Source organism: Dongia sp. (genome assembly GCF_041905885.1).
Taxonomy (GTDB): Bacteria; Pseudomonadota; Alphaproteobacteria; order Dongiales; family Dongiaceae; genus Dongia.
This window is the reverse complement of the sequence record NZ_JAYRKD010000001.1, coordinates 353,846-379,553: the sequence shown is the minus strand read 5'-3', so window position 1 is coordinate 379,553 and position 25,708 is coordinate 353,846. Positions and strand designations below refer to the sequence as shown.

22 protein-coding genes and 1 pseudogene are annotated in these 25,708 nt (G+C 66.4%); 13 read left to right on the top strand and 10 right to left on the bottom strand.

The annotated features are described in order from the left end of the window. The 3 genes from ACH2CY_RS01795 to ACH2CY_RS01785 form a co-directional block, all read left to right on the top strand. On the top strand, positions 1–348 hold a 348-nt coding region (locus tag ACH2CY_RS01795), incomplete at its 5' end, for an ATP-binding cassette domain-containing protein (protein ID WP_395015262.1). Further along, complete coding sequence (locus tag ACH2CY_RS01790; protein WP_395015260.1) at positions 345–1,259, top strand: branched-chain amino acid ABC transporter permease; 915 nt, start codon at positions 345–347, stop codon at positions 1,257–1,259. The genes ACH2CY_RS01795 and ACH2CY_RS01790, both read left to right, overlap by 4 nt. Next, positions 1,256–2,200 carry a branched-chain amino acid ABC transporter permease gene (locus ACH2CY_RS01785; RefSeq protein ID WP_395015258.1) on the top strand — a complete coding sequence of 315 codons (945 nt, stop codon included), beginning with the start codon at positions 1,256–1,258 and terminating at the stop codon, positions 2,198–2,200. The genes ACH2CY_RS01790 and ACH2CY_RS01785 overlap by 4 nt, the downstream gene beginning before the upstream one ends. Here ACH2CY_RS01785 and mak read toward each other — a convergent pair. The 3 genes from mak to ACH2CY_RS01770 are packed head-to-tail and all read right to left on the bottom strand — an operon-like array spanning position 2,197 to position 5,295. Further along, a complete protein-coding gene (mak, locus tag ACH2CY_RS01780) occupies positions 2,197–3,108 on the bottom strand; it encodes a fructokinase (RefSeq protein ID WP_395015255.1) in 912 nt (303 codons plus the stop codon). The genes ACH2CY_RS01785 and mak overlap by 4 nt on opposite strands. A 25-nt stretch (positions 3,109–3,133) precedes the next feature. Then, positions 3,134–4,144, bottom strand: coding sequence for a fumarylacetoacetate hydrolase family protein (locus ACH2CY_RS01775; protein WP_395015254.1), 1,011 nt, complete (start codon positions 4,142–4,144; stop codon positions 3,134–3,136). Next, positions 4,141–5,295 carry a homogentisate 1,2-dioxygenase gene (locus ACH2CY_RS01770; protein WP_395015252.1) on the bottom strand — a complete coding sequence of 385 codons (1,155 nt, stop codon included), beginning with the start codon at positions 5,293–5,295 and terminating at the stop codon, positions 4,141–4,143. The genes ACH2CY_RS01775 and ACH2CY_RS01770 overlap by 4 nt, the downstream gene beginning before the upstream one ends. Positions 5,296–5,366: 71 nt before the next feature. Between ACH2CY_RS01770 and ACH2CY_RS01765 the strand changes: the two genes are divergently transcribed. Next, positions 5,367–5,810 carry a MarR family winged helix-turn-helix transcriptional regulator gene (locus ACH2CY_RS01765; RefSeq protein WP_395015249.1) on the top strand — a complete coding sequence of 148 codons (444 nt, stop codon included), beginning with the start codon at positions 5,367–5,369 and terminating at the stop codon, positions 5,808–5,810. On the opposite strand, the gene ACH2CY_RS01760 is transcribed toward ACH2CY_RS01765, so the two are convergent. From ACH2CY_RS01760 to ACH2CY_RS01745, 4 genes are all read right to left on the bottom strand, one after another. Beyond that, positions 5,799–7,217, bottom strand: coding sequence for a pyridoxal phosphate-dependent decarboxylase family protein (locus ACH2CY_RS01760; protein ID WP_395015248.1), 1,419 nt, complete (start codon positions 7,215–7,217; stop codon positions 5,799–5,801). The genes ACH2CY_RS01765 and ACH2CY_RS01760 overlap by 12 nt on opposite strands. A gap of 61 nt (positions 7,218–7,278) precedes the next feature. Further along, positions 7,279–8,163, bottom strand: coding sequence for a UTP--glucose-1-phosphate uridylyltransferase GalU (gene galU / locus ACH2CY_RS01755; RefSeq protein WP_395015246.1), 885 nt, complete (start codon positions 8,161–8,163; stop codon positions 7,279–7,281). Between the two features lie 63 nt (positions 8,164–8,226). Next, positions 8,227–9,051 (bottom strand): division plane positioning ATPase MipZ, encoded by an 825-nt coding sequence (locus ACH2CY_RS01750; protein ID WP_395015244.1) that lies wholly within the window; start codon positions 9,049–9,051, stop codon positions 8,227–8,229. Between the two features lie 81 nt (positions 9,052–9,132). Continuing rightward, complete coding sequence (locus ACH2CY_RS01745) at positions 9,133–11,196, bottom strand: molybdopterin oxidoreductase family protein (protein WP_395015241.1); 2,064 nt, start codon at positions 11,194–11,196, stop codon at positions 9,133–9,135. 97 nt (positions 11,197–11,293) lie between these two features. Between ACH2CY_RS01745 and ACH2CY_RS01740 the strand changes: the two genes are divergently transcribed. Next, positions 11,294–12,271 (top strand): DMT family transporter, encoded by a 978-nt coding sequence (locus ACH2CY_RS01740; protein WP_395015239.1) that lies wholly within the window; start codon positions 11,294–11,296, stop codon positions 12,269–12,271. On the opposite strand, the gene ACH2CY_RS01735 is transcribed toward ACH2CY_RS01740, so the two are convergent. The 3 genes and pseudogenes from ACH2CY_RS01735 to ACH2CY_RS01725 all read right to left on the bottom strand — a co-directional run bounded on the left by ACH2CY_RS01735 (position 12,268) and on the right by ACH2CY_RS01725 (position 14,933). Further along, positions 12,268–12,951: a DUF1028 domain-containing protein gene (locus ACH2CY_RS01735; RefSeq protein ID WP_395015237.1), complete on the bottom strand. Its 684-nt coding sequence runs from the start codon at positions 12,949–12,951 to the stop codon at positions 12,268–12,270. The two genes, ACH2CY_RS01740 and ACH2CY_RS01735, sit on opposite strands and share 4 nt — an antisense overlap. A 122-nt stretch (positions 12,952–13,073) precedes the next feature. Further along, positions 13,074–13,472 (bottom strand): annotated as a pseudogene (locus tag ACH2CY_RS01730) (RidA family protein); the annotation flags it as partial. Next, positions 13,473–14,933 (bottom strand): 4-hydroxyphenylacetate 3-hydroxylase family protein, encoded by a 1,461-nt coding sequence (locus ACH2CY_RS01725; RefSeq protein WP_395015236.1) that lies wholly within the window; start codon positions 14,931–14,933, stop codon positions 13,473–13,475. It lies immediately after the preceding pseudogene. A gap of 90 nt (positions 14,934–15,023) precedes the next feature. Between ACH2CY_RS01725 and ACH2CY_RS01720 the strand changes: the two genes are divergently transcribed. The 8 genes from ACH2CY_RS01720 to ACH2CY_RS01685 all read left to right on the top strand — a co-directional run bounded on the left by ACH2CY_RS01720 (position 15,024) and on the right by ACH2CY_RS01685 (position 25,651). Next, positions 15,024–15,929: a LysR family transcriptional regulator gene (locus ACH2CY_RS01720; RefSeq protein WP_395015234.1), complete on the top strand. Its 906-nt coding sequence runs from the start codon at positions 15,024–15,026 to the stop codon at positions 15,927–15,929. A 316-nt stretch (positions 15,930–16,245) separates the two neighbouring features. Further along, a complete protein-coding gene (locus ACH2CY_RS01715; protein ID WP_395015233.1) occupies positions 16,246–17,958 on the top strand; it encodes an amino acid permease in 1,713 nt (570 codons plus the stop codon). 147 nt (positions 17,959–18,105) lie between these two features. Continuing rightward, positions 18,106–19,482 carry a glutamine synthetase family protein gene (locus tag ACH2CY_RS01710; RefSeq protein WP_395015231.1) on the top strand — a complete coding sequence of 459 codons (1,377 nt, stop codon included), beginning with the start codon at positions 18,106–18,108 and terminating at the stop codon, positions 19,480–19,482. 148 nt (positions 19,483–19,630) lie between these two features. After that, a complete protein-coding gene (locus tag ACH2CY_RS01705; protein ID WP_395015229.1) occupies positions 19,631–21,022 on the top strand; it encodes an aldehyde dehydrogenase family protein in 1,392 nt (463 codons plus the stop codon). Between the two features lie 16 nt (positions 21,023–21,038). Further along, the gene (locus tag ACH2CY_RS01700; RefSeq protein ID WP_395015228.1) at positions 21,039–22,388 is read left to right on the top strand and encodes an NAD(P)/FAD-dependent oxidoreductase; all 1,350 of its coding nucleotides are present in this window, start codon (positions 21,039–21,041) and stop codon (positions 22,386–22,388) included. Then, positions 22,385–23,605 carry an FAD-dependent oxidoreductase gene (locus ACH2CY_RS01695; protein ID WP_395015227.1) on the top strand — a complete coding sequence of 407 codons (1,221 nt, stop codon included), beginning with the start codon at positions 22,385–22,387 and terminating at the stop codon, positions 23,603–23,605. Before ACH2CY_RS01700 ends, ACH2CY_RS01695 begins: the two co-directional genes overlap by 4 nt. Continuing rightward, positions 23,602–25,026 (top strand): FGGY family carbohydrate kinase, encoded by a 1,425-nt coding sequence (locus tag ACH2CY_RS01690; RefSeq protein ID WP_395015226.1) that lies wholly within the window; start codon positions 23,602–23,604, stop codon positions 25,024–25,026. The genes ACH2CY_RS01695 and ACH2CY_RS01690 overlap by 4 nt, the downstream gene beginning before the upstream one ends. Before the next feature lie 70 nt (positions 25,027–25,096). Beyond that, the gene (locus tag ACH2CY_RS01685; RefSeq protein ID WP_395015224.1) at positions 25,097–25,651 is read left to right on the top strand and encodes a DUF1287 domain-containing protein; all 555 of its coding nucleotides are present in this window, start codon (positions 25,097–25,099) and stop codon (positions 25,649–25,651) included. Positions 25,652–25,708 lie beyond the last annotated feature (57 nt).

The window sequence follows — 25,708 nt, the reverse complement described above, 5'->3', positions numbered from 1 at the left end:
TTGACCGCCGGCCGGCTTTCCGGCGGGCAGCGGCAGATGCTGGCCGTCGCCCGCGCCCTGCTGGTCGAGCCCCAGGTGCTGATGCTGGACGAGCCCTCGGCCGGCCTCTCGCCGAAGGTCGCGGCGGAAGTCTTCGAGACCTTGAAACGGGTGCGCGAATCCGGCGTCGCCATCCTGCTGGTCGAGCAGAGCGTGCGCGCGGCCCTGGCGCTGGCCGACCGCGCTTATGTCCTGGCCGAGGGCCGCAACCGGCATGACGGGCCGGCGGCCGTCTTACGTGACGATCCGATCATCGCGCACCTCTATTTCGGCGGCGATCCGGTGTCGCCGGCGGGTGCGACGCCATGAGCCTGCAATTCCTGGCCGACGGGTTGCTGATCGGGGCGATGGTGGGATTGGGCGCCATCGGCGTCACCCTCACCTATTCCATTCTCGGCTTCGCCAATTTCGTGCATGGCGAGTTCATCGCCTGGGGCGCCTATGCCGCGCTGGTGATCGCCGGACTGATCGGTCTCGGCATCGGCCTGGAGCTGGCGCCGATCGGCCCCTTCTCGGTCGGCTGGGCGGTGCTGATCGCCGGCGTGATCGCCATGGGTTTCACCGGATGCCTCGCGCTGGCGCTGGACTGGCTGCTGTTCGCGAGGCTGCGCAAGCACGGCAATGCCATCGTGCTGGTGATGGCGAGCTTCGGCGCCTCGATGGCCCTGCGCGCGCTGCTCGAGTTCCTGTTTACCGCCGAGCCGCAATATTTCAGCCGCGAGCTGCAGATCGCCATACCGATCGGCTTCGGCATAAGGGTGACGCCAGACCAGCTCTTGATGTTGGTCCTCACGCTGATCCTGGTCGTCGGCATGCATCTCCTGATCACCCGGACGACCATCGGCCGCGCGATGCGTGCGGTCAGCGAGAACCCCAATCTCGCCGCGGTCGCCGGCATCGACGTCGCCGGCGTCATCCGCAAGACCTGGCTGATCGGTGGCGCGCTGGCCTGCGCCTCCGGCATCGTCGCCGGGATCACGGTGCAGATCCGGCCCCATATGGGCTTCGACCTGCTGCTGCCGATGTTCGCGGCGGCGATCCTGGGCGGCATCGGCAGCGTGCCCGGCGCGGTGGTCGGCGGGCTCATCGTCGGCCTCGCGGAATCGATGGCGGTGCGGTACGTCGGCGCCGAGTATCGCGCCGCCGTCGCCTTCCTGCTGCTGATCGCCGTGCTGCTGGTGCGCCCCGCCGGTCTCTTCGGGAAGCAGGAGGGCGGATGATGGAAGTCGTCGCCTATCTCTCCTTCTTCCTCACCACCGCGCTCTCCTATGCGCTGATCTGCCTCGGCCTCAACCTGCAATGGGGGCAGACCGGTCTCTTCAACGTCGGCGTCGCCGGCTTCGTCGCGATCGGCGCCTACATCTCCGCCATGCTGACCACGCCGGCCGGCGAGCATTGGGGCGGCTACGGCCTGCCGATTGCGGTGGGCTGGATCGGCGCCATGATCGGCGCCGGCATTGCCGCCGCGGTCATCGGCGCGATCACGCTCCGGCTCCGCGCCGACTATCTCGCCATCACCACCTTCGGCATCGCCATCGTGATCCAGCTCTTCGCCCTGAACGCGCAGAGCGTCACCGGCGGACCCTTCGGCATCGCCTTCATCCCGCGGCCGTTCAACGCGCTCGCGGAGAATCCGCTCGCCTTCAACCTCGCCAACCTCGGCCTGGTCGCCGCGGTGACCCTGGTGGTTTTCCTCGCCCTGGAGCGCCTAGTGCGCAGCCCCTGGGGCCGGGTGCTGCGGGCGATCCGCGAGGACGAGACCGCGGCGCGGGCGATCGGCAAGAATGCCAATCTCTTCCGCCTGCAGGCCTTCGTGCTCGGCAGCGCGGTGATGGGCCTGGCCGGCGCGGTGCAGGGGCATTTCATCGGCTTCATCGCGCCGGAGAATTATCTCTCGGCGATCACCTTCCAGACCTGGGCCATGCTGATCATCGGCGGCTCCGGCAACAACAAGGGTGCGGTGCTCGGCGCCATCGTGGTCTGGGCGCTGTGGAGCGCCTCGGGCGCCGCGATGACCGAGATCTTCCCGCCCGAGCAGCAGGCCCGCGCCGCCGCTTTGCAGATCGTCGCCATCGGCGTGATCATGGCGGCGATCCTGCTGCTGCGCCCGCGCGGGATCTTCGGCGAAGAGGTGACGGTCTCCCGCCACCTCGATCCCTAGTCCTTCGGCCAGAGCCAGGCAGCGCCGCGGATGCCGCTGGAATCGCCGTGCAAGGCGGGGCGGATCGGCGTCGCGAACTCCCTGCCGAAGACATAGTCCCTGAGATTCGCGTTCAGCGCCGGGTAGAGCCGCTCGATCCGCGACATGCCGCCGCCGAGCACGATCACATCGGGATCGAGCACGTTGATCACATGAGCGAGGCCGCGGGTCAGGCGACTTTCATAGCGCCGCACCGCCGCCTCCGCCACGGCATCGCCGGCAACGCTGAGCGCCAGGATCTCGCGCCCGGTGCAGTGCGTGCCGGTGTTGCGCTCGTAATCGGCTTCGAGCCCGCTGCCGGAGATCCAGGTTTCGAGACAGCCATGCTTGCCGCAATAGCAGGCCGGCCCCGGATACTCACCAGCACTCGGCCAGGGCAGCGGGTTGTGGCCCCACTCCCCGGCGATTCCGTTGGGGCCGTTATGCGCGCGCCCCTGGAAGGCGATGCCCGCGCCGGTCCCGGTGCCGAGGATCGCGGCGAAGACCACGGCCGCACCGGCGCCCGCACCATCGGTCGCTTCCGAGACCGCGAGGCAGTTGGCGTCGTTGACGCAACGCACTTCGCGGCCCATCGCCGCCGAGAGATCCTTGTCGAGCGGCCTGCCGTTCAGCCAGACCGAGTTGGCGTTCTTAATCAGGCCGGTGACCGCGGAGATCGAGCCGGGAATGGCGACGCCGACCGTGCCGCTCTTGCCGGTCTCGCTTTCCAGCCGCGCGACCAGCTCGGCCATCAGCTTGATCGAGCCTGCGTAGTCGTGGCGCGGCGTCGCGACGCGGTGGCGCGTCAGCTCTTTGCCGTCGCGGTCAATGGCCAGGACTTCGATCTTGGTGCCGCCGAGGTCGATGCCGATGCGGATCTTGTCGCTCATGGTCGCGGTATAGCGCGACGCGCGGTCAGCGGGAAGCCGCTTCCACCAGCTGGTCGATGGCGCCGAAGATCGAGACCCCGTCGGCGCCCAGCATCTCGATCCGCACCCGGTCGCCGGATTTGAGGAACGGCGTCTTCGCCGACCCTGTCAGGATGGTTTCCACCACCCGCTGCTCGGCGATGCAGGAATAGCCGACCCCGCCCTCGCCCACCGGCTTGCCCGGCCCGCCATCGGCGCCGCGGTTGGAGACCGTGCCGGAACCGATGATCGTCCCCGCCGCCAGCGGCCGCGACTTCGCCGCGTGGGCGATCAGGGTCGGGAAATCGAAGGTCATGTCGATGCCGCCGTTCGGCTTGCCGAAGGCCTTGCCGTTCAGCGTCGAGAGCAGCGGCAGATGCAATCGCCCGCCGTCCCAGGCATCGCCCAGTTCATCCGGCGTCACCACGACCGGCGCGAAGGCCGAGCTCGGCTTCGACTGGAAGAAGCCGAATCCCTTGGCAAGCTCGCCGGGAATGAGATTCCGGAGCGAGACGTCGTTCACCAACATGACGAGGCGGATCGCCTTGCGCGCCTGATCGACCGAGGCGCCCATCGGCAGGTCGCCGGTGACGACGGCGATCTCCGCCTCGAAGTCGATGCCCCAGCTCTCATCGCCGCGGATCGGGTCATTGGGTGCGAGGAAGGAATCCGAGCCGCCCTGATACATCAGGGGATCGGTCCAGAAGCTCTCCGGCATCTCGGCGCCGCGGGCCTTGCGCACCAGCGCCACGTGATTCACATAGGCCGAGCCGTCGGCCCATTGATAGGCGCGCGGTAGCGGCGACAGACAGTTCTTCGGATCGAAAGGCTGTGTGCCTCTGTCGCTGGCATTCACCCGGTCGGAGTAGACCTGCAGCGATGGGCGAACCGCATCCCACTCGTCGAGCGCGGATTGCAAGGTCGCGATCGGCATGACCGAGAGGCAGCGGCTGAGATCCTTCGAGACCACGACCAGCTGTCCGTCGCGCGATCCGGCGCGGATGGTGGCGAGCTTCATTGGCGCTTCGGCGCCTTCACCGGCTCGGGCGTCATCCAGCTTTCCGCATAGGCGTGCATCTCGACCCCGTCCATCTCCGGTCCGGCGTCCAGGGCATCGCGGGTGTCCAGCATCACCGCATATTCGTCGGTCGCGGGCTTTGCCGCCTCATACATGCGCTGCAGCGCCTTCGGGTGCGGGCCGTGGGTGAAGCCGCAGGGATGCCAGGTGATGACGCCGGGCTTGATGTTGTCGCGGCTGAAGAAATCGCCTTCGTGGTAGAAGATCACCTCGTCGTAATCGTCGTTGTTGTGGAAGAACGGCACCTTCAAGGCGCCGGGGTCGGTCTCGAACGGCCGCGGCACGAAGGTGCAGATCACGAAGCGGCTGCCGACCCAAGTGGTGTGGGCCGAGGGCGGCAGGTGATAGCGGTGGCTCATCAGCGGCCGGATGTCGGCGACGTTGAGGCGCACCGGCGCGAGATCGCCGTGCCAGCCCACCGCATCCAGCGGGTTGAAGGGATAGGTGACGGTGGAGGCGAGGTCGCGGCGCTTCACCACCACCGACCATTCCTGCTCGTCGTATTGCGCCTTGAAGGCGTCGTCGATCCGCGGCGTCTCCAGCATCGCCTCGTCATAGACCGCATGGCGGCCGACCGAGCCGCGCTCCGGCGAGCGGATGGTGCCGTTGCTGCATTCGAACAGGAGCATGGTGACCGGCGAAGTGGTCTCGATCCGCCACATGGTGGAGCGCGGCAACACGATGTAGTCGCCGGTCACGAACGGCAGATGCCCGTAGTCGCAATAAAGCGCGCCGGCCCCCTGGTGGATGAACAGCAGTTCGTCGCCGTCGGCGTTGCGCACCAGATGATCCATCTTCCCGGAGAAGCGCCATTGCCGCATCTTCACCGCCGCATTGTGCAGGACCAGCTTCGCGTCCCAGGGCGAGTTGCCGCCCTGCAGCGAGGTCAGGTCATAGGCGCGGGGCCGCAGCGGCCCTTCCCAACGTCGCCAGCCGGTCGGCGCGTGGCGGTGATACATATGCGTCGCCGGGCCGAAGAAGCCTTCCTTGCCGAGCTCGCGCTCGAAGGTGCCCTCGGGCAGGTCGGCATGGGCCTGGCGCGAGGCGAGGCCCTCGACCTTCGGGAATGCGATGTATTTGGCGCTGCTCATGGGAGCCTCCCGCTGGACAAGTCGTCCGGATACGATTACATTCGCAACTAATATAGTTGCAAGTGATACCAATGGTCAAGGCCGCCGATCTCGATTTGGACCGTTTTCTGCCCTACCGCCTGGACATCCTGGCGGAGGCGGTCAGCCGCGCCTTGTCCAGGATCTATAAGGAAGAATACGGGCTGGCCGTTCCCGAATGGCGGGTCCTGGCGCATCTCGGCCAATACGCGCCGATCACCGCCAAGGCCATCGTCGCCCACAGCCGGATGCACAAGACCAAGGTCAGCCGCGCGGTCGCCGAGCTGGAGCGGATCGGTTTCGTGCGCCGCGGCGACAGCGACGAGGACCGCCGCGAAGAGCCGCTCGTCCTAACGGCCAAGGGCAAGGCCGCCTATGACGATCTCGCGCCGAAGGCGGCGGAGTTCGCGCGGCATCTGCTGGACGATCTCAGCGCAGCCGAGCGCAAGACGCTCGAGAACGCGATCGACCGGCTGCTGGCGAAGTTAGTGCGCTGACACCGCGCAGTCCTGCGCCAGTTTCCAGAATGCTGCCACGTCCGCGCGTTCGGTCGGGATGGCGCCGATCGACACGCGGACCATCCAGCGCCCGTCCAGCGTCGCCGGGGTCACATAGGCGCCGCCGGACTGGTTGATCGCGTCGGCCCAGGCAAGCGTGTGCCGGTCCAAGGCTTCGCCGGAAAGTCCCGCCGGCTCGTGCCGGATGCAGACGGTCTGCAGATGGATCGGCGCCAGCACCCGCCAGCCCGGCGTCTTCCTCACCTCGTCGGCGAGCCATCTTGCATTGGCGATGTCGCGCCGGAGGCGCGCCTGCAGGGCCGCGACGCCGTTGGCGCGCAGCAGGAACCAGAGCTTGAGGGCGCGGAAGCGGCGACCCAGGGGAATGCCCCAGTCGCGATAGTTCACCACCGCACCGTCGACGCTGGTCTGCAGGTAGCTCGGGTTGGTGCTCATGACCCGGATCAGGTGCTGCGGGTCCCTGACGAAATAGGTCGAGCAGTCGAAGGCGGCGCCGAGCCACTTGTGGGGATTGAGAATGAGGGAATCCGCGTCCTCGATCCCCTCCCACATCCAGCGGCATTCCTGCAGGACCATTGCCGAGCCGGCCATGGCCGCATCGACATGCAGCCAGAGCCCAAACTCCTTGGCGAGGGCGCCGATGGGTTTCACGGGATCGACGGCGGTGGTCGTGGTGGTGCCGACGCTGGCAACGATGGCGCAAGGCTTCAGGCCTGCGGCGCGATCCTGCTCGATGGCCGCGCGCAATGCGTCGGGCTGCATCGCGAAGTCGGCATCGACGGCGACATGGCGGATGTTCGCGGCGCCGAACCCGGCCAAGGTCGCCGCCTTGTCGACGGAGCTGTGCGCGTGGCCGGAGACATAGGCCACCAACGGCGCCGGCTCGGCCTGGATTCCGCCTTTCGCCAGAGAGTAGTTGGAGAGCTTCTCCCGCGCCGAGATCAGGGCCACCAGGGTGCTGGTTGACGCCGTGTCCTGGATCACGCCGTGCCAGGCATCACCGAGGCCGATCATCTGCCGGATCCAGTCGGTCATCACCTCTTCGAGCTCGGTCAAAGCGGGGCTCGACTGCCAGGAGAGGCCGATCACGCCCAAGCCGGTGCTCAGGTAGTCGCCGAGCACCGAGGCAAGATCGCTGTTGGCGGGGAAGTAACCGAAGAAGCGCGGGTGCTGGAAATGCGAGGTGCCGGCGGCGATCAGCGGCTCGAGATCGGCGAAGATCGCGTCGAAGGATTCCGGCTGCTGCGGTGGCGCCTTCGGCAGCCGGGCGCGGATCTCGCCCGGCTTCACCTGCGCCATCACCGGACGCTTCGCCACACCGGCGCGATAATCGGCGATCCAGTCGATCAGCCGGTGGCCTTCCTTGCGGAACTCTTCGGGATTCATGCGCGACTCTCCCCTGGCATGCGACGCATGCTAGGGGAGAGTGCGAGAGGCGGCAACGCGTCTAGTTCTTCAGCGCCGCTGCGGCGTCGAGCACGCTTTGCTTCGAGGCCTTGCCGATCTGCGGATGGGCGATGGCATAGGCCATGTTGGCCTCGATCCAGCCCACCTTATCACCGCAATCGAAGCGGCGGCCCTTGAAGCGGAGGCCGTGGAAGCGGCCGCGGCCGGTCATCTTGGCCATGGCGTCGGTCAGCTGGATCTCGCCGCCGGCGCCCGGCTCCTGGGCGCCGAGATGGTCCATCACCTCCGGCTGCAGGATGTAGCGGCCGATGATCGAGAGCGTCGAGGGCGCCACATCCGGCTTCGGCTTCTCGACCAGGCCCAGCGCCTCCACGACGCCGCGGCTCTCGCCGCCGGTCTTCAGGATGCCGTAGCGGTCGGTATGCTCGCGCGGCACGTCCATCACCGCGACCAGGTTGCCGCCGAGCTTGTTGTAGACATCGACCATCTGCTTCAGGCACGGCACCTCGGCCTGAACCAGGTCGTCGGCCAGCAGCACGGCGAAGGGCTCGCCGCCGATGAGGTGCCGGGCGCACCAGACCGCATGGCCGAGGCCGCGCGGTTCCTGCTGGCGGGTATAGGTGATGTTGCCGGGGGTCGGCAGCAGGCTCTCGACCACCTTGAGGTCGGCCTTCTTGCCGCGGGCCTTCAGCGTGTCCTGCAATTCATAGGAATAGTCGAAATGGTCCTCGATCGCGCTCTTGCCGCGGCCGGTGACGAAGATCAATTCCTCGATCCCGGCGGCGCGGGCCTCTTCGACCGCGTATTGGATCAGCGGCTTGTCCACGACCGGCAACATTTCCTTCGGCATCGCCTTGGTGGCGGGCAGGAAACGCGTGCCGAGACCGCCGACCGGGAAGATGGCCTTGCGCACAGGCTTTCGCATGATGGATTGGTCCTCGAAGCTTGGGGAGACTAAGGGGATTGGTGACACAATCCCGTGCCGTCATCAACTCCGCTTCGCCTTGCGGGTTCCCGGCAGTTTCAGGGCGGTGACAAGCTCGCGAATTTCCTGGCGTGCGGCGACATGCGACATGGCCAATTCAATTCCGCTTTCAACCTTGGTCAGGTCCAGCAGGGTCAGCCCGCGCGGGAAAAGCTCGCGGAAGATCACCCGCTCGGTGAAGCCGGGGACGATCCGGAAGCCGATCCGCTTGGAAAGCTCGCCCAGCAGCCGGGCGATCTCCCGCTTGTTGCGGGCGTCCAGCGTGGTGAGGCGGTTGCGTAACACCACCCAGTCGATCGGCTTGCCGCCGGCCGCCGCCCGGCGCTTCCTCTGGTCCCAGACCATCTCGGCATAGATGCTGGGCCGGGTCACCCTCTTGCCGGTCTTGTCGACCCGCCCCAGCACGTCGAGATCGAGGAAGCTGTCGTTCAAGGGCGTGATCAGGGTATCGGCCAGGATATGCGCCCGGCGCGACAGGGTGCTGTCGCTGCCCGGCGTGTCGATGACGATGAAATCCATCTTGCCGAGCTGCTTCAGCGCCAGGTCCAGGGCCTCGGCCTCTTCCTCGGTCGCTTCCGTGACCGAGGTGGCCTTGCTGCGGGCGATCGAGACATGCTCGGGCAGCGGCAGCTTCTTCGGCAGGCTCTCCGCCGTGTGCTGCCGGTTCTCGAAATAGCGGGTCAGCGTTCCTTGCCGGGAATCGAGGTCGATCGATCCGACGTCATATCCGTCCAGCAGCAGCGCCACGATCACATGCATGGCGACGGTCGATTTGCCCGACCCGCCCTTCTCGTTGCCGACGACGATAATGTAAGGCTTCGCGCTCATGCTATCCCCCGATAGTCCCTGTGCGATTCTGGGCACGGCCAACTCCCACGGCCGCTCACTCTCCATGATGCATACGCATGCTCAGGCGGCGGACCGAACCCAGACCGCCGTATCGTGGAACACGGCCCCGCCTCCCGGCTTGCCGGGATCGGCGCTGGTCAGCGCATTGACGCCGAGCCCGTCCGGAAAATCCGCGTTGGGCCAGATGCTTTCGATCACCACCACGCCGCGCTGCAGCCCGTCGAACAACCCGGCATGCAGCGAGATCGTCGCCTGGCGGTTGCCGACCTCGACCTTGCCGCCTTCGGCGATGCCGAGCTTCTGCGCATCCTCCGGATGCAGCAGCAAGGTCGGCCGCCGCTCGCGCCCGCGCGAGCCCGGCGTTTCGGTGAAGGTCGAGTTCAGGAACTGGCGGGCCGGTGCGGCGACCAGGCGGAACGGATGCTGGTCGTTGGCGGCATCGATGACGGGCGAGAAATCCGGCAGGTCGGCCATGCCCTGCACATCGCTGCCGAGCCTCGCCCAATTGGCGTGGAAGTGGAACTTCTTGTCGGCATGGCCGAAGCCGTCGAGGAAATGCGCGGTCTCGAACGCCGGCATGCAGTCATGCCAGTGCTTGGCATAGATCTCGTCGGCGCCAGGCCAGCCCGACTTCTTCAGCATGTCGTCGATCAGCTCCCACTCGCTCATGAAGAAGCCGCGCTGGGTGCAACCCAGGCGCTTGGCGAGCTCGCAGATGACGTAGTGATTGGGCCGCGCCTCGGCATAGGGCTCGACCACCTTCTTCGTCGCCTGCAGGAAGCTGTGGCCGCTGGCGCGGTAGATGTCGTCATGCTCCAGGAAGGTGGTGGCGGGCAGAACGATATCCGCGACCGCCGCGGTCTCGGTCATGAACTGCTCATGCACGGCGACGAACAGGTCCTCGCGGGCGAAGCCCTGGTGCACCTTCTTGAGATCCGGGCAGACCACCATGGGGTTGGTGTTCTGGATCAGCAGCGCCGTGACCGGCGGGCCGTCACCCAAATCGCGCTTGTCGCCGGTCAGCACCGCGCCGATCCGCGACTGGTCGAGCGCGCGGATCGAAGGATCCTTCATCTCCGCGCCGGTGATCAGCGCATTGTCGAGATGATAAATCGAGCGATTGGAATAGAGCGCGCCGCCGCCCTTGTGCTGCCAGGCGCCGGTCACGGTCGGCAGGCAGGTCACCGCATGCAGGCTGCCGGCGCCGTTGCGGGTGCGCGAGAAGCCGTAGCCGACGCGGATATAGGCGCGCTTGGTGCTGCCGTAGAGCCGCGCGAACTTCCGGATCTCCTCGGCCGGAACGCCGGTGACGCTCTCGCCCCATTCGGGCGTCTTCGCGCGCAGATGCGCCTCGAGCCCGGTCGGGTCGTCGGCATATTTCGCCATGTAGTCGCGATCGGCGAAGCCCTCGGCGAACAGCACATGCATGACCGCCGCGGCGAGCGCGCCGTCGGTGCCGGGCTTCAGCATCAGATGCGTGTCGGCGGCTTCCGCCGTGCCGGTGCGATAGGGATCCACCACCACCAGCTTGGCGCCGCGATTCTTGCGGGCGCGCGAGATATGGGTCATCACGTTGACCTGGGTCGCGACCGGGTTACCGCCCCAGACCACGATCAGGTCGGATTCGTCGATCTCGCGGGAATCGACGCCGCGCATGACGCCGACGCCGGCCATCCAGCCGGCATCTGAGAGCGCGACGCAGATGGTCTCCTTCTCCAGCGAATAGCGCTTGGCATGGCGCAGGCGGTGAATGCCGTCGCGCTGCACCAGGCCCATGGTGCCGGCGTAGAAATAGGGCCAGACCGCGGTCGAATCGTATTTCTGCTCGGCGGCGACGAACTTTTCCGCGATCTCGTCCAGCGCATCGTCCCAGGAGATCGGCCGGAAGGCGTCGCGCCCGCCGCCCTTGGGGCCAACGCGGCGCAAAGGTTGGGCCAGCCGGTCGGGGTGATGCTGGCGTTCGGCATAGCGCGCGACCTTCGCGCAGACGACGCCGGCGGTGTAGGGATTCTCGGAGGCGCCCCGCACGCGGCCGATGCGATCCGGAGCCAGCCGCTCGACTTCGAGCGCACAGGTCGAAGGGCAGTCATGCGGGCAGGCGGAATGGACGAAGTCTAGCGGCATGAGAATTACTCAAGAATGGGGCCAAGCCCCTGGCCAACTGATGGGCAGAATTGCATAATTCGGCCAACACTACCCTTTCAGCAGGTCTGCTGGCAACGTGACCCAACAATCGACCGTGGACGTCGGCACCCCCGAGCCGGGGTCTGCCCAGCCGGCTTTGCGCAACCAGCCGGGCCGGGCCGTCGTCTATATGCTGGCCCAGGCCTTCCTGCTGACCTCGATGGACGGGCTGGTGAAGTGGCTCGCCGACGGCTATACGGTCGGCCAGATCGCCTTCCTGCGATACTCGCTGGGCTTGTGCATGATGCTGGCCTTCGCCGCCGGCAGCGGCCATGGCCTCGGCAGCCTGAAGACCCGGCGCATCGGCGGGCATCTCATCCGCTCGGCCTGCAATCTCCTCACCATGCTCTGCTTCTACCTGGCGCTCAAATTGGTGCCGCTGCCGACCGCGGTCTGCATCGGCCTCGCCTCGCCGATCTTCGTCACCATCATCTCGATCCCGATGCTGAAGGAGCATGTCGGCATCCGGCGCTGGAGCGCGGTCATCGTCGGCTTCGTCGGCGTGATCCTGATCGCGCAGCCCAGCACCAAGGGCCTCGACCCGGAAGGCATCCTCCAGCTGCTGAGCAACCCGAGCTCGGCACCACCGGAGCTGGGCTCGATCCTGGCGCTGATCTCCGCGGCACTCTGGGCGGCGACGCAGGTTTCCTCGCGCCAGCTTTCGACCAGCGAGCCCAGCCACACCATCCTTTTCTATTATTCCCTGGTCGTGGTCGTGGTGCTGGGCTGCGCGATGCCGTTCTACTGGATCACGCCCAACCTGCATGACGCGCTGCTGTTCATCGCCGTCGGCATCATGGGCACGGCGGGACAATTCTGCCTGAACCAGGCCTTCCGCTACGGGCAAGCGTCGCTGGTGGCGCCGCTCGACTATACCGGCCTGATCTGGGCGACGGCGATCGGCTGGATCTTCTGGCAGGACGTGCTGACCCTGCCGATGATGATCGGCGCGGCGATCGTGGTGGCGAGCTGCCTCTACATCCTCAAGCGCGGCGAGAAGAAGAAGCGGGCCTAACGGCCGGGATCGCCCGGCACGCCGTAGCTCGGTGCCGCGGAGGGATCGAGCGCGCGGGTGACGTAGTCCTGCATCTGCGGGCGATAGGCCTCCCAGAGCTTGCGCACGCCGCCGATCGGATTCTCGTCGGCCCAATCGACCCGCAGGTCGACCAGGGCCCAGGGCTGCTGGTCCATCACCAGCAGGGCCGCGGAATGCACCGGGCCGGCCTCGCCGCCGGCGACCACCGCCTCTTCCAGCGCCACCAGCAGCCGCTCCGCCAGGGTCATCTCGGTCTCGGCCTCGAAGGCCCTGACCATCGCGCGCGGCACGCCGGGATTCTGCAGCAGGTTGCCGGCCGCCACGCAGTTCTTGCCCTCGGCAGCGCCGTGGGTCCCCAGCACCTTGGCGCCGCTCCAGACCGCGGTGCGGCCTTCCGTGTCGATCATGGTGACCTGGCGGTATTCGCTGTGCGGCGCATGCGCGATCAGCTGCTTCATCGCATCGGGCGCCGAGAGACCCTGCTGCAGCAGATCCAGCCCCTTCGGCCCGAGCCGGGGATCGGTCACGTTCTGGGTCGAGACCGCGCCCACCCTGGCGCGGGCCCAGGGACAGCGCGCGGCCACCGCGATCGACGAGGTCGAGATCGCGATGCCGAACATGCCGGTGCGGGAACAGCGCCCCGCGATCGAGAAGGTCATTTGCTCTTCTTCCGCTTGCCCTTGCTCTTGGAAGACTTCTTGTCGGCGGCGTCCGCCGTGTCCTTCCACTGCAGATGTTCGGCCGGTTCGGGCAGGGATTTCAAGCGGCTGTCGGGGATGACCGCGAAGGCATCGACCTCGACCACCCATTCCGGCCGCGCCAGGGCATCGATCACCAGGCCGGTCGAGACCGGATAGACGCCCTTCAGCCACTTGCCGATGACCCGGTAGACCGCCTCGCGGTAGCGCGGATCGGTCAGGTAGATCGTGATCTTGCAGATGTCGGCGAGCTTGGCGCCCTGCTCCTCCAGGAGCTGCTTGATGTTCTGCATCGCCTGCTCGGTCTGGGCGGCGGCATCGCCGAGGCCGACATTGCTGCCGTCCAGCGCCTGGCCGACCTGGCCGCGCAGGAAGACGAAATTGCCGGCCCGGACCGACATCGAGAGGTCGTTGTCGAGCTTCTGCTCGGGATAGGTCTTGGCGGTGTTGAACTTCCGCAGGCGAACGTGGCTATAGGCCATTTAGCGTTTTCTCCATTGCTCCATGACGCGGTCCGAGAGGCCCGCGCAATCCTTCACATAGTTGAGCGCGTCCTTCACGTCGTAATTCATGTAGATCGCGTTGAGGTGCGCATAGGGCGGCGACTGGGCGAAGAGCTCGAAAGTGAGCATATGCCCGGCGCGGTCGGAGTTTAAGAGGTCGCGGGCGAAGGCCAGCAGCCGGCGGCGGTCTTCCGCCTGCCAATGCTCGTTGACCGAATAGTATTTGTCGAGCCATTGGCTGATCTCGGGATCGGCGAAGGCGGCGCTGTCCGGCGTGACACAGATCTGGCCGCCGCAGAGCTCGCGCGCGACGTGCATCATGGCGGGGAGCTGGTTGATCGCGTAATAGCGCCCGGTATAGAGCATCGACGGGTTGGGCATCAGCAAGCCGCCCGGGCTCGGCTGCGCGAGCTGGATGCAGGCCAGGAGATGCGCGTTGATGGTCTCGCGATACTGCACCAGCAGCGCCAGCTTTTCGCGCACCGCCTGCTGCACGTCGAGCCCGGTCTGCCTGGCGTTGAAGGCCGCGGCGCCCAGCATGAGATCGGCGATATAGAGCAGGCGGAGCGTGTAGGGATAGGCGCTGTAGCGGTGCAAGGTGCCGCGGATGTAAGCCGCGGCGCGGGTGTGGCGGTAGAACAGCACGTTCTCCCAGGGCACCAGCACGTCGTCGAACACCAGCAGGGTATCGACCTCGTCGCAGCGGTTGGAGAGCGGATAATCCGCGGCCCTGCCGCGGCCGGCGAAACCGGTGCGGCAGATGTGCTTCAGCCCCGGGGCACCCATGTCGCAGATGAAGCCCAGCGCATAATCCGAGAGCTTGTCGTCGCCCCAATTGGCGATCGTCGGCTTGACGAAGGCCTGGTTCGCATAGGCCGCCGCGGTCTCGTATTTGGCGCCGCGGACGATGATGCCCTTGTCCGTCTCCTTGACCAGGTGCAGCAGCATGTCCGGGTCCTGGTCCTGCGGGCGCTTGGAACGGTCGCCCTTGGGATCGGTGTTGGCCGAGACATGGAAGATGTCGGTGTTGAGCACCCGGTCGATATGCTGGGTGATGTTGGCCGAGAATTGCGGATCGACCTCGTTCAGGACGTCGCGCCCATCGTAGAGCGACCACATCTCGCCGACCGTCTCGTCGCCGACCCGCACCGCGTAGCCGTTGATCTCCCGCATCACCGCGTCGATCGAGCGGCGCTTCGCCTCCCAGTCCTCACGTGTATGCGGCAGCTTGTAGCCGATGCAGTTCTCTTGGTTGCCCTCGGCGTAGGCCATCACCGGCTTGAACTTGGCCTCATGGGCCATGTCGTAGATCCGGGCCCGGATATCGACGATCGGCTTGAAGGCGGGGTGCGCGGTCACGTCCTTGACCCGCTCGCCGTTCATCCAGACCTGCCGCCCGTCCTTGAGGCTGTCGCGGTAATCCGCACCGGTTCTGAGCATGGCGGGCTCCCCTGCAATCCCGATCCAGATTGACATCCGGCCCCTCAGAGGGAAATTCTTTTAATCCTGTCGTCGGGATCGGAATTATCTATGAGCTTTACCCTGAAGCAGATCCGCTACTTCGTGGCGGTGGCCGAGACCGGCAGCATCACCGAGGCCGGGCGGCGGTTGAACATCTCCCAGCCCTCGGTCTCCGCCGCGATCGCCGAGCTCGAGGACCGCTTCAAGGTCGATCTCTTCATCCGCCACCACGCCCAGGGCCTGAGCCTCACCCCGGCCGGCGCGCGTCTCTTCAAGGATGCGCGCAGCCTGCTCGATCATGCCGAGGAGTTGCGCCAGGGCGCGGTCGGCCTCGGCCAGGCGATGGAGGGCGAGCTTCATGTCGGCTGCTTCCAGACCTTCGCGCCGATCATCATGCCGCGGGTGATCCGCGCCTTCACCGCGGCGCATCCGGCGATCGCCATCACCTTGCATGAGCATCATGTCCAGGGCGTGGTCGATGGCCTCTCGGCCGGCCAGTTCGAGCTCGCCCTCACCTACGACCTCAACCTCACCGAGGATCTCGCCTTCGAGCCGCTGGTCGCGATGCCGCTGCATGCGGTGCTGGCGAAGGGCCACCGCCTCGCCCGCGAGAAGGAAGTCGCGCTGGAGCAGCTCAACCAGTATCCGATGGTGCTCCTCAACCTGCCGCAGAGCCGCGACTATTTCCTCTCAGTCTTCTCGTCGCGCGGGCTTCGTCCACGGATTGCCCAGGAAACGCCGAGCTTCGAGACCTTGCGCGGGCTGGTAGCGTCGGGCGACGGTTTCTCGGTGATGCATTCGCGGCCCGCGAGCGCGCAGACCCTCGACGGCCGCCAGGTCGTCTATCGCCCGGTCAAGGACAAGGTCCGCCCCCAATCGCTCGGCCTGCTGCGCCTGGCACGGATCCGCCCCACCCGCCGCTCGGAAGCCTTCGCCGAGGTCGCGCGGGCTGAACTCCGAGAAGGCGGCGGGTGAGTCGTTGACCAATCGGTCAGCAGAATCGGCCGGGTCGCAGATTTCACAGTTCCAAAATTTATAATCTGTCTCAATTACTTATACGACAGACGAAAGCTTTCTGTCTGGGCCTCGCCTTTACACTCTCTTAACGAAACGGCATAATTTCAGTCGTAAAGCGACCGTGGGTCGCCGTCGAGGCAGGGCCGAAGGGGGAAGCGGAGGCCGCCGACACTCGGGGGAATTCGCGACCATCCACAAGAAATGGCTCGAACAGACCCGCCCATGACGGGGCGGGGGCACTGTCGCGACATGGGTTACAGGGAAGGGGACTATTATGTCTGCAGACCAACATAACGAGGACGTAAAAGTCCTCCACAGCATGGGCTATGCCCAGGAACTCTCCCGGCGCATGGGCGTGTTCCAGAACTTCGCGATTTCATTCTCGATCATCTGCATCCTCGCCGGCGGCATCGGTGCCTATACCGTGGCGCTGGGCGCGGCGGGCGGCGGATCGATCGGCATCGGCTGGATCGTCGGTGCGGCCTTCGCGCTGATCGTGGCCGCGGCCATGGGCCAGATCGCCTCGGCCTACCCGACCGCGGGCGGAATCTATCACTGGGCCTCGATCCTCGGCGGACGCGGCTGGGGTTGGGCGGCCGCTTGGCTGAATCTGGGCGGGCTGCTGTTCGTGGTTTCCTCGGTCAACTACGGCGTCTACCTGCTGCTCAAGGACCTGGTGCTGATCCCGATCGTCGGCATCGCGCCGGAGACCTTCACCGGCACGCATCTGCTGATCGCGGTCGCCGTCATCACCATCACGCAGGCGATCCTCAACTACGTCGGCATCAAGGCGACCACCATCCTGACCGACTTTGCCGGCTACCTGATTTTCGCGATCTCGATCATCATCATCATCGGCCTGATTGCGGGCTCGCCGGTTCCGCTCGACTTCTCGCGGCTGGTCACCTTCCAGAATTTCACCGGCGACCCGGGTGCCGGAACCTGGCCGGCGACGACCAGCCTGTTCTTCGCCTTCGTCCTCGGCCTGCTGCATGTCTGCTACACGATCACCGGTTTCGACGCCTCGGGTCACACCTCCGAGGAAACCCGTGACGCGCAACGCTCGGTGCCGAAGGGCATGATCACCTCGGTCTTCTGGTCCGGCCTGTTCGGCTGGATCCTGGTGGTGGCCGTCCTGCTCGCCATGCCGAGCGTGGAAGAAGGCGCGGCCAAGGGCTGGGGCGTCTTCGGCTGGACCCTGGAACAGAACCTGATGCCGTGGTGGATCAAGTGGATCATCGCGATCGGCATCGTGGTTTCGAACTACCTCTGCGCCCTTGCCGGCATGACCTCGCTCTCACGCATGATCTACGCCTTCTCGCGCGACGGCGGCATTCCCGGCGCATCGCGCTTCCTGCGCCGGGTGAGCCCGCAGTATCGCACGCCCGGCAATGCGATCATCGTCGGCGCCGTGCTCTGCTTCATCCTGGGCTGGGTCGCGGGGTCCAACGCCCAGGCCTATATCATCCTGGCCTCGGGCTGCGCGGTCTTCCTCTATGTCTCCTACATCATGCCGATCGGCGCGGGCATCCTCGCCGAGGGCAAGACCTGGACGAAGAAGGGGCCGTTCGACCTCGGCGGCGCATCGAAGCTGGTCGGCGTGCTGGCGGTGATCGGTGGTGGTGTGCTGGCCTTCGTCGGCTTCCAGCCGCCGTATCAGCTCGTGGGCCAGTTCCTCGCCTTTGCCATCATCGCGCTGGTCGTGATCTGGCAGCCGCGGACAATCGCGCTGGTCGTCGCCGCGGCCGGCATTGTCCTCGCCTATTTCTGGTTCCAGCCGGAGACGGGCTGGATGACGGCCGCCGAAGGCGCGTTCCTGGGCCTGCCGCCCATCGTCTGGCTGGCGGTCGGTGCAGTGATCTTGCTGGCCCTCGCCTTCGTCAATGAAGCCGCGCGCTTCGCCGGCCCGCCGCTGACCCCGGAAGCGGTGGCCAAGCGACAGGCGGAGATCGCCAAGGAAGAGGCCGCCCTCGGCGGCGTCGGCTGAGCCATACCAGCCGGATATCGATGACGGGGGAGGCAGGCAACTGCCTCCCCTTTTCTTTGCGGGAATCTGTGGCGGGCTTGCGCGCCACTGGCTAAGGTAGCGGCCTTCCTTCAAGAAACTCCAAAAGAGCAGCGGGGGCTGATCCAAATGCCGTTGAAGCCGGAACAAGTGAAGAGCGTCGCGGACGCCAAGAAGATCGTCGAGGAACGCGGCCTGACCCATGTCAAGGTCGGCGTGTTCGACGGCGACGCGATCCTGCGCGGCAAGTATATGTCGAAGGCGAAGTTCTTCTCCGCCCTCGAGAACGGCTTCGGCTTCTGCGACGTGGTGCTCGGCTGGGACAGCCACGACCAGCTGTTCGACAACGTGAAATACACCGGCTGGCATACTGCATACCCGGATGCCCCGGTCCGCGTCATCCCCTCGACCTGCCGCGAGCTCCCGATGGAAGGCGGCGGCATGCTGCTGTTCCTCGCCGAGTTCACCGACAAGGCCGAGGCGATTTGCCCGCGTGGCACCCTGCGCCGGGTGCTCGACCGTGCCGCGAAGATGGGCTTCGACGTCTACTCCGCGCTGGAGTTTGAGTTTTTCATGTTCGATGAGACGCCGGAATCGATCCGGCAGAAGAACTACAAGGACCTGCAGCCGATGACGCCCGGCTGGTTCGGCTATTCGGCGATCCGCAACACCGTCTGGGCCGAGCTCTATCACGAGATCCTCGACACCTGCGAGAAGATGCGGATGCCGATCGAGGGCCTGCACACCGAGACCGGCCCCGGCGTGCTCGAAGCCGCCATCACCTTCGACAACGCCCTGGAATCCGCCGACCGGGGTGCCCTGTTCAAGACCATCATGAAGGTGATCGCGCAGCGGCGCGGCATGATGGCGACCTTCATGGCGAAATGGTCGAACAACTATCCGGGACAGTCCGGCCACATCCACATCTCGCTCAAGGGCAAGGACGGCAAGCCGGTCTTCCACGACAAGAAGAAGCCGCACAACATCTCCGACAAGATGCGCTGGTTCATCGGCGGCCAGCAGGAACTGATGCCCGAAGTGCTGGCGATGATTGCCAGCACCGTCAATTCCTACTCGCGGCTCATCCCCGGCTTTTGGGCACCGACCGATGCGACCTGGGGCGTCGAGAACCGCACCTGCGCCTTGCGGGTGATCCCGGGTTCGGAGAAGTCGCAGCGCGTCGAGTACCGGATCGCTGCCGCCGACTGCAATCCCTATATCGCGCTCGCGGCCTCGATCGGCTCCGGCCTCTACGGCATCGAGCACAAGATCGAGCCGACCAAGCCGATCGTCGGCAATTCCTATGAAATGAAACACCCCGCGAAATTCGACCTGCCGCGGACACTCTGGGAAGCGGCGCAGCGCCTCAAGAAATCCACCGCGGCGCGCGAGCTGTTCGGCGACGAGTTCGTCGAGCACCACGCTGCGACCCGCGAATGGGAAGAGCGCGAGTTCAGGAAGGCGATCACCGATTGGGAACTCGCCCGCTATTTCGAGATCATCTGATGCGGATGGTATTGCACACCGTCACCACCCTCTCGGTCGTCATGGTACGCGAAGGCGTACCATCCACGAGTTTGCCTAACACAAAGTAACTCGTGGATGGTCCGCCTCCGCGGACCATGACGAGATCTAATTAGGAGTCGCTGATCACATGTCCGCCACCCAGAAGACCATCACCCCGGTCGACAATTCGGTCTATGTCGAGCGGCCTTACGCCACGCCGCAGGAGATCGCCGCGACCCTGAAGGCCGCGGTCGAGGCGCAGCGCGCCTGGAAGCAGGTGCCGGTCGCCGAGCGCGGCAAGCTGATCTCCAAGGCCGTCGACATCTTCCTGACCCACAAGGACGCGATGGCGGAGGAGATCACCCGGCAGATGGGTCGCCCGATCAGCCAGAGCCCGGGCGAGATGCGCGGCTTCGAGGAACGCGCGCGCTACATGATCCAGATCGCGCCGGAAGCGTTGGCCGATATCGAGGCCAAGGACAAGGCCGGCTTCACCCGCTTCATCCACCGCGAGCCGCTGGGCGTCGTCTTCATCGTGGCGCCCTGGAACTACCCCTACCTCACCTCGGTCAACGGCGTCGTCCCGGCACTGATGGCCGGCAATGCCGTGGTGCTGAAGCATTCGGCGCAGACCCCGCTCTGCGCCGAGCGGTTCCAGCAGGCCTTCGATGCCGCCGGCCTGCCAAAGGGCATCTTCCAGCACCTGGTCCTCACCCACGACGACACCGCCAAGGTGATCGCGGCGCCAGAGACGGCTTACGTCAACTTCACCGGCTCGGTCGCCGGCGGCCATGCGGTGCAGCAGGCGGCGCTCGGCAAGTTCATGGGGATGGGGCTCGAGCTCGGCGGCAAGGATCCGGCTTACGTTCGCGCCGATGCCATGCTCGATCATGCGATCGAGAACCTGGTCGATGGCGCGATGTTCAATTCCGGCCAGTGCTGCTGCGCCATCGAGCGCATCTACGTGCATGAGAGTCTCTACGACAAGTTCGTCGAGGGCTTCGCCGGCCTCACCCGCATGTACAAGCTCGGCAACCCGCTGGATAAGAACACCAATCTCGGGCCGATGGTCCGCACTTCCGCCGCCGAGTTCGTGCGCGGCCAGATCGCCGATGCCGTGCGGGCCGGCGCCAAGCCGCTGATCGACGAGAAAGACTTCGCTGCCAGCAAGCCGGGCACGCCCTATCTGGCGCCCCAGGTGCTGGTCAATGTCGATCACAAGATGTCGGTCATGTCCGAGGAGAGCTTCGGCCCGGTCATCGGCATCATGAAGGTGAAGTCCGACGACGAGGCGATCGCGCTGATGAACGACAGCAAGTTCGGCCTGACCGCGGCGCTCTGGACCATGGATGAGGCGGCGGCGAAGAAGATCGGGCATCAGCTCGACACCGGCACGGTCTACATGAATCGCTGCGACTATCTCGACCCGGCGCTGGCCTGGGTCGGCGTGAAGGATTCCGGCCGCGGTGCCACGCTCTCGCGCGTCGGCTACGAGATGCTGACCCGGCCGAAATCCTTCCATCTCCGGACCCAGATCTAGCCCCCGGCCCGGTATCATGGCGGAGTTCGACCGCGCCGACGTCGTCGTCATCGGCGGCGGCGTGGTCGGCTGCGCCATCTTCCGGCGCCTGGCGCTGGCCGGGCTGAAGCCGCTGCTGCTGGAGAAGGGCGACGACATCCTCTCCGGTGCGAGCAAGGGCAACAGCGCGATCCTGCATACCGGCTTCGACGCGCCGCCGGGCTCGCTGGAAGTCGCCTGCATGCAGGCGGGCTACCGCGAATACACCGCGATCCGCAACCGCTTGAACCTGCCGCTGGTCGAGACCGGCGCGCTGGTGGTCGCCTGGAACGAAGAGCAGCGCGCGAAGCTGCCCAGCATTGTCGCGCAGGCGCATCAGAACGGCGTCACCGATGTGACCGAGATTTCCGCAGCGGAACTGCGCCGGCGCGAGCCGCAGCTGGCGCCGCATGCTTTGGGCGCCGTACTGGTGCCCGGCGAACACATCATCGACCCCTGGTCGGCGCCGCTCGCCTATGCGCTGCAGGGCCTCGCCCATGGCGGGCGGATCCGGCGCGGCTGCACGGTTTCCGGCGGCAGCTTCGACGGCGCCTGGTCGCTGGTCACCGAGCGCGGCCGCATCACGGCGGGGCTGGTGATCAATGCCGCCGGCAACCACGGCGACATCGTCGAGGCGATCTGCCGGCCGAGCCCGTTCAAGGTGACGCCGCGCAAGGGCCAGTTCGTGGTCTTCGACAAGCCTGCCGCCAATCTCGCGCACTCGATCATCCTGCCGGTGCCGACCGAGCGCACCAAGGGCATCGTCATCTGCAAGACCGCCTTCGGCAATCTGCTGGTCGGTCCCACCGCCGAGGACCAGGAGACCCGCGACGTCGCCGAGGTCGATGAGAAGATGCTGGCCATGCTGATCGAGAAGGGCCAGGAGATGCTGCCCGGCCTCGCCGGGATCGGCGTGAACGCGGTCTATGCCGGCTTGCGACCGGCGACCCAATTCAAGGACTACCAGATCGAGGCGCAGCCGGAACGGCGCTGGATCACGGTCGGCGGCATCCGATCGACCGGTCTTACGGCGTCACTCGGCATCGCCGCGCATGTCGCCGATCTCGTCGCCCGGCATTTCCATCCGATGGAAGAAGTAGCGCCGGTCTGGACCCCGGTGCCCAATCTCTGCGAGGAGCGGCCGCGCCCCTATCAGATCGGCGGCGAGATCGTCTGCCATTGCGAATGGGTGACCCGCGGCGAGATCGAGGCTGCGCTCACCGGCCCCCTGCCCGCGGGCGACGTCGGCGGCCTGAAGCGCCGCACCCGGGCAATGATGGGCCGCTGCCAGGGCTTCTATTGCGGCGCCAATGTCGCGGCGATCGCCGCCGGGAAGATCGAGCTGTGATCGAGCGCGACGTCATCATCCTCGGCGCCGGTCCCGCGGGTCTCGCCGCGGCAACCGAGCTCGCGCGGCACAATGTCGGCAGGATCGCGGTGCTCGACCGCGAGCAAACCGCCGGCGGCATCCCGCGGCATTGCGGCCATCTGGGCTTCGGCTGGAACGAGTATCGCAAAGTGATGACCGGCCCGGCTTATGCGCGGCACCTTACCGAGATGGCGGGTGGCGCGGAGCTGAAACTCGGCGTCACCGCCTTGCGCTTGGAGCCCGGCGGTATCATCCAGACCACCGGCGCCGAGGGCCCGCAGACCTGGAAGGGCCGCGCGGTGCTGCTGGCGCTGGGCGCGCGGGAGACGCCGCGCAGCGCCCGGCTCACCTCCGGCGCGCGACCTTGGGGCGTCATGAACACCGGCGCCTTGCAGCAGTTCGTCTATCTGCACGGCCAGCGGCCGTTCGAGCGGCCGGTGATCGTGGGTTCCGAGCTGGTCGCCTTCTCGACCCTGATGACCCTGCGCCATGTGAAGGTGCGGCCTGTCGCCATGATCGAAGCCGGCCCCCGCATCACCGCGCGCCGGCCGGGCGACTGGATCGCGCGCCTCGGCTTCGGCGTGCCGGTGCTGCTCAACACCGCCCTGCTGCGCATCCTCGGCCATGGACAAGTCGAAGGCGTCGAGATCGATCGCGGCAACGGGCCGGAGCGGCTCGACTGCGACGGCGTGGTCTTCACCGGCAAGTTCCGGCCGGAGAATGCCTTGCTTGCCGGCAGCCACCTGGCCGTCGATCCCGGCACGCAGGGGCCGGCAATCGACCAGTTCTGGCGCTGCTCCGATCCCGCGTTCTTCGCGGCGGGCAACCTGCTGCGGGGGATCGAGACCGCGGGCCAATGCTGGCGCGAGGGCTGCGCGGCCGGGCGGATCATCGCCGCGACCCTGCTGGGCAAGCTCCAGCCGGCGCAGACCGGAATCCCGGTCCAGGCCGCCGGCGCACTCGCCTATGTCTATCCGCAGCGCCTGGTCGCGGATGACCCAATCGATCCGGAGCTGCTGTTCTTCGGTCGTGCGCGCCAAGCAGCCAGTGGCGATCTGGTGGTGCGCGGCGACGACAGGATCATCTCCATGCACAAGATCGATGCGCTGCCGGAACGCCGCATCCCCTGGCCGGTCTCGCCCAAGAGCCTGCAGGCCTGCCGGTGCATCACCGTTTCACTGGAGCCTGACGCATGACCGCCGTCATCGCCATCGACCAGGGCACGACCGGATCTGGCGCGCATGTGCTGCAGAGCGACGGAGCCTTCCGCTCCGGCGCGACCATCGACCACAAGCAGTTCTATCCGCAAGCCGGCTGGGTCGAGCATGACCCGGAAGAGCTGGTCGGCAATGTGGCGCGGCTGATCGCGCAGCATAAGGCCGGCGCGACAGGCATCGGCATCGCCAACCAGGGCGAGACGGTGGTTGCATGGGACGCGAAGACCAAGAAGCCGATCCACAACGCGATCGTCTGGCAGGATGCGCGCACCCATGCCGAGATCGAAAAACTGAAGGCGGCGGGTCACGAAGAAACCACGCTGGCGCGCGCCGGCCTGCCGCTCGATCCCTATTTCTCGGCGGCAAAACTGCGCTGGCTGCTCGACAATGTCGCGGAAGCGAAAACTTTGCGGCGCGAGGGCCGGCTGCGGCTCGGCACCAGCGATGCCTTCTTCCTCGACCGGGTCGCCGGCCAATTCGCGACCGACGTGACGACGGCCTCGCGCACCAGCCTGATGAATCTCGATACCCTGCAATGGGACCCGCAACTGGCCGAGCTCTTCGGCGTGCCGATCGAATGCCTGCCGGAGATTCGCGCGACCGCGGGGGATTTCGGCGCGATCGACGGGGTGCCGGTGGCAGCCAGCATGGTCGACCAGCAGGCCGCTTTGTTCGGCCATGGCTGCCGCAAGCCGGGCGATGCCAAGATCACCTTCGGCACCGGTGCCTTCGCCCTCGCCATCGCCGGATCGAAGCCGCTGAAGAACCCCAAAACCGGATTGCTGCCGACCATCGCCTGGAAGCTGGGCGACGCGCCCGTCACCTATGCGATCGACGGCGGGGTCTACAACGCCGCCTCGGCGTTGAACTGGGCGCGCGAGCTCGGGCTGTTTGCGGATTTCAGCGAGATTGAAACCTTCGATGGCTGCGCGATCGAACGCGGCCTAGCCTTCGTGCCGGCGCTCTCGGGCCTCGGTTGCCCATACTGGGATCGCAGCGCCGCGGGGCTGTGGCTCGGCATGGGTTTGGAGACCAGCAAACGCGATATGCTGCAGTCGCTGCTGGAAGGCGTCGCCCTCCGCGCCGCGCAGGTGATCGCGGCCATGGACGGATTGCAGCCGATCGCAGCCAAGCTCTCGATCGACGGCGGCCTCGCCAACAACGGCTACTTCCGCGGCTTCCTGGCGAAGGCGCTGGGGCGGCAACTGACAATTCCGGCCAGCCTGGAGCTGACCGGGCTGGGCTGCGCGCTGTTCGCGCTGATCGGCGCCGGCCTCTCGACCATCGATGATCTGCCGCAGCAGCAGACGGGCACCCTGGTCGAGGCGGCGCCCTTCGATCGCGCGCTCGTGAACCGCTTTGCCGATGCGGTCGAGCGCTGCCGCAATTGGCGCGCATAGCCGCCGCAGAATTGCCCGACTCTGCCGAGATGCTGGCGCCATGTTCCGGTGGTGGATCGCGGCATTCATCTTGTTGTTGGCTTGGCCCGCCCAGGCCGATCCCGCCTTGGATCTGGTCGCGGCGGCGCGGGACCAGGTCGGGCGCACGCTGGTCTACGACCCGCGCTATGAGAAGCTCGCCTATCCGATGGGTGACGTGCCGATCGAGCGCGGTGTCTGCACCGACGTGGTGATCCGCGCCTTCCGCAGCCAGGGCATCGACCTGCAGCGCCTGGTGCACGAGGACATGCGGAAGCATTTCCAGGCCTATCCGCAGAGCTGGGGCCTCAAGCGGCCGGATGCGAATATCGATCACCGCCGCGTGCCCAACCTCGCGACCTATTTCAAGCGACAGGGTCTTGCCTTGGAGCCCGGTGACTACCGAGCCGGCGACATCGTGACCTGGATGCTCCCGGGCAATTTGCCGCATATCGGCATCGTCTCGGACCGGGCCGATCCCGGCTCCGGCCGGCCGTTGATCATCCACAATATTGGCGCCGGAACGCGGGAAGAGGACATGCTGACCGCCTACCCGGCCACCGGCCATTTCCGCTGGTTTCTGATTGCGACGACAAATGCAAATTAAACGGGCGCACTATGAGATCCACGTCCCCAGCCGATATATGACAAGCTCTCCGAAGAC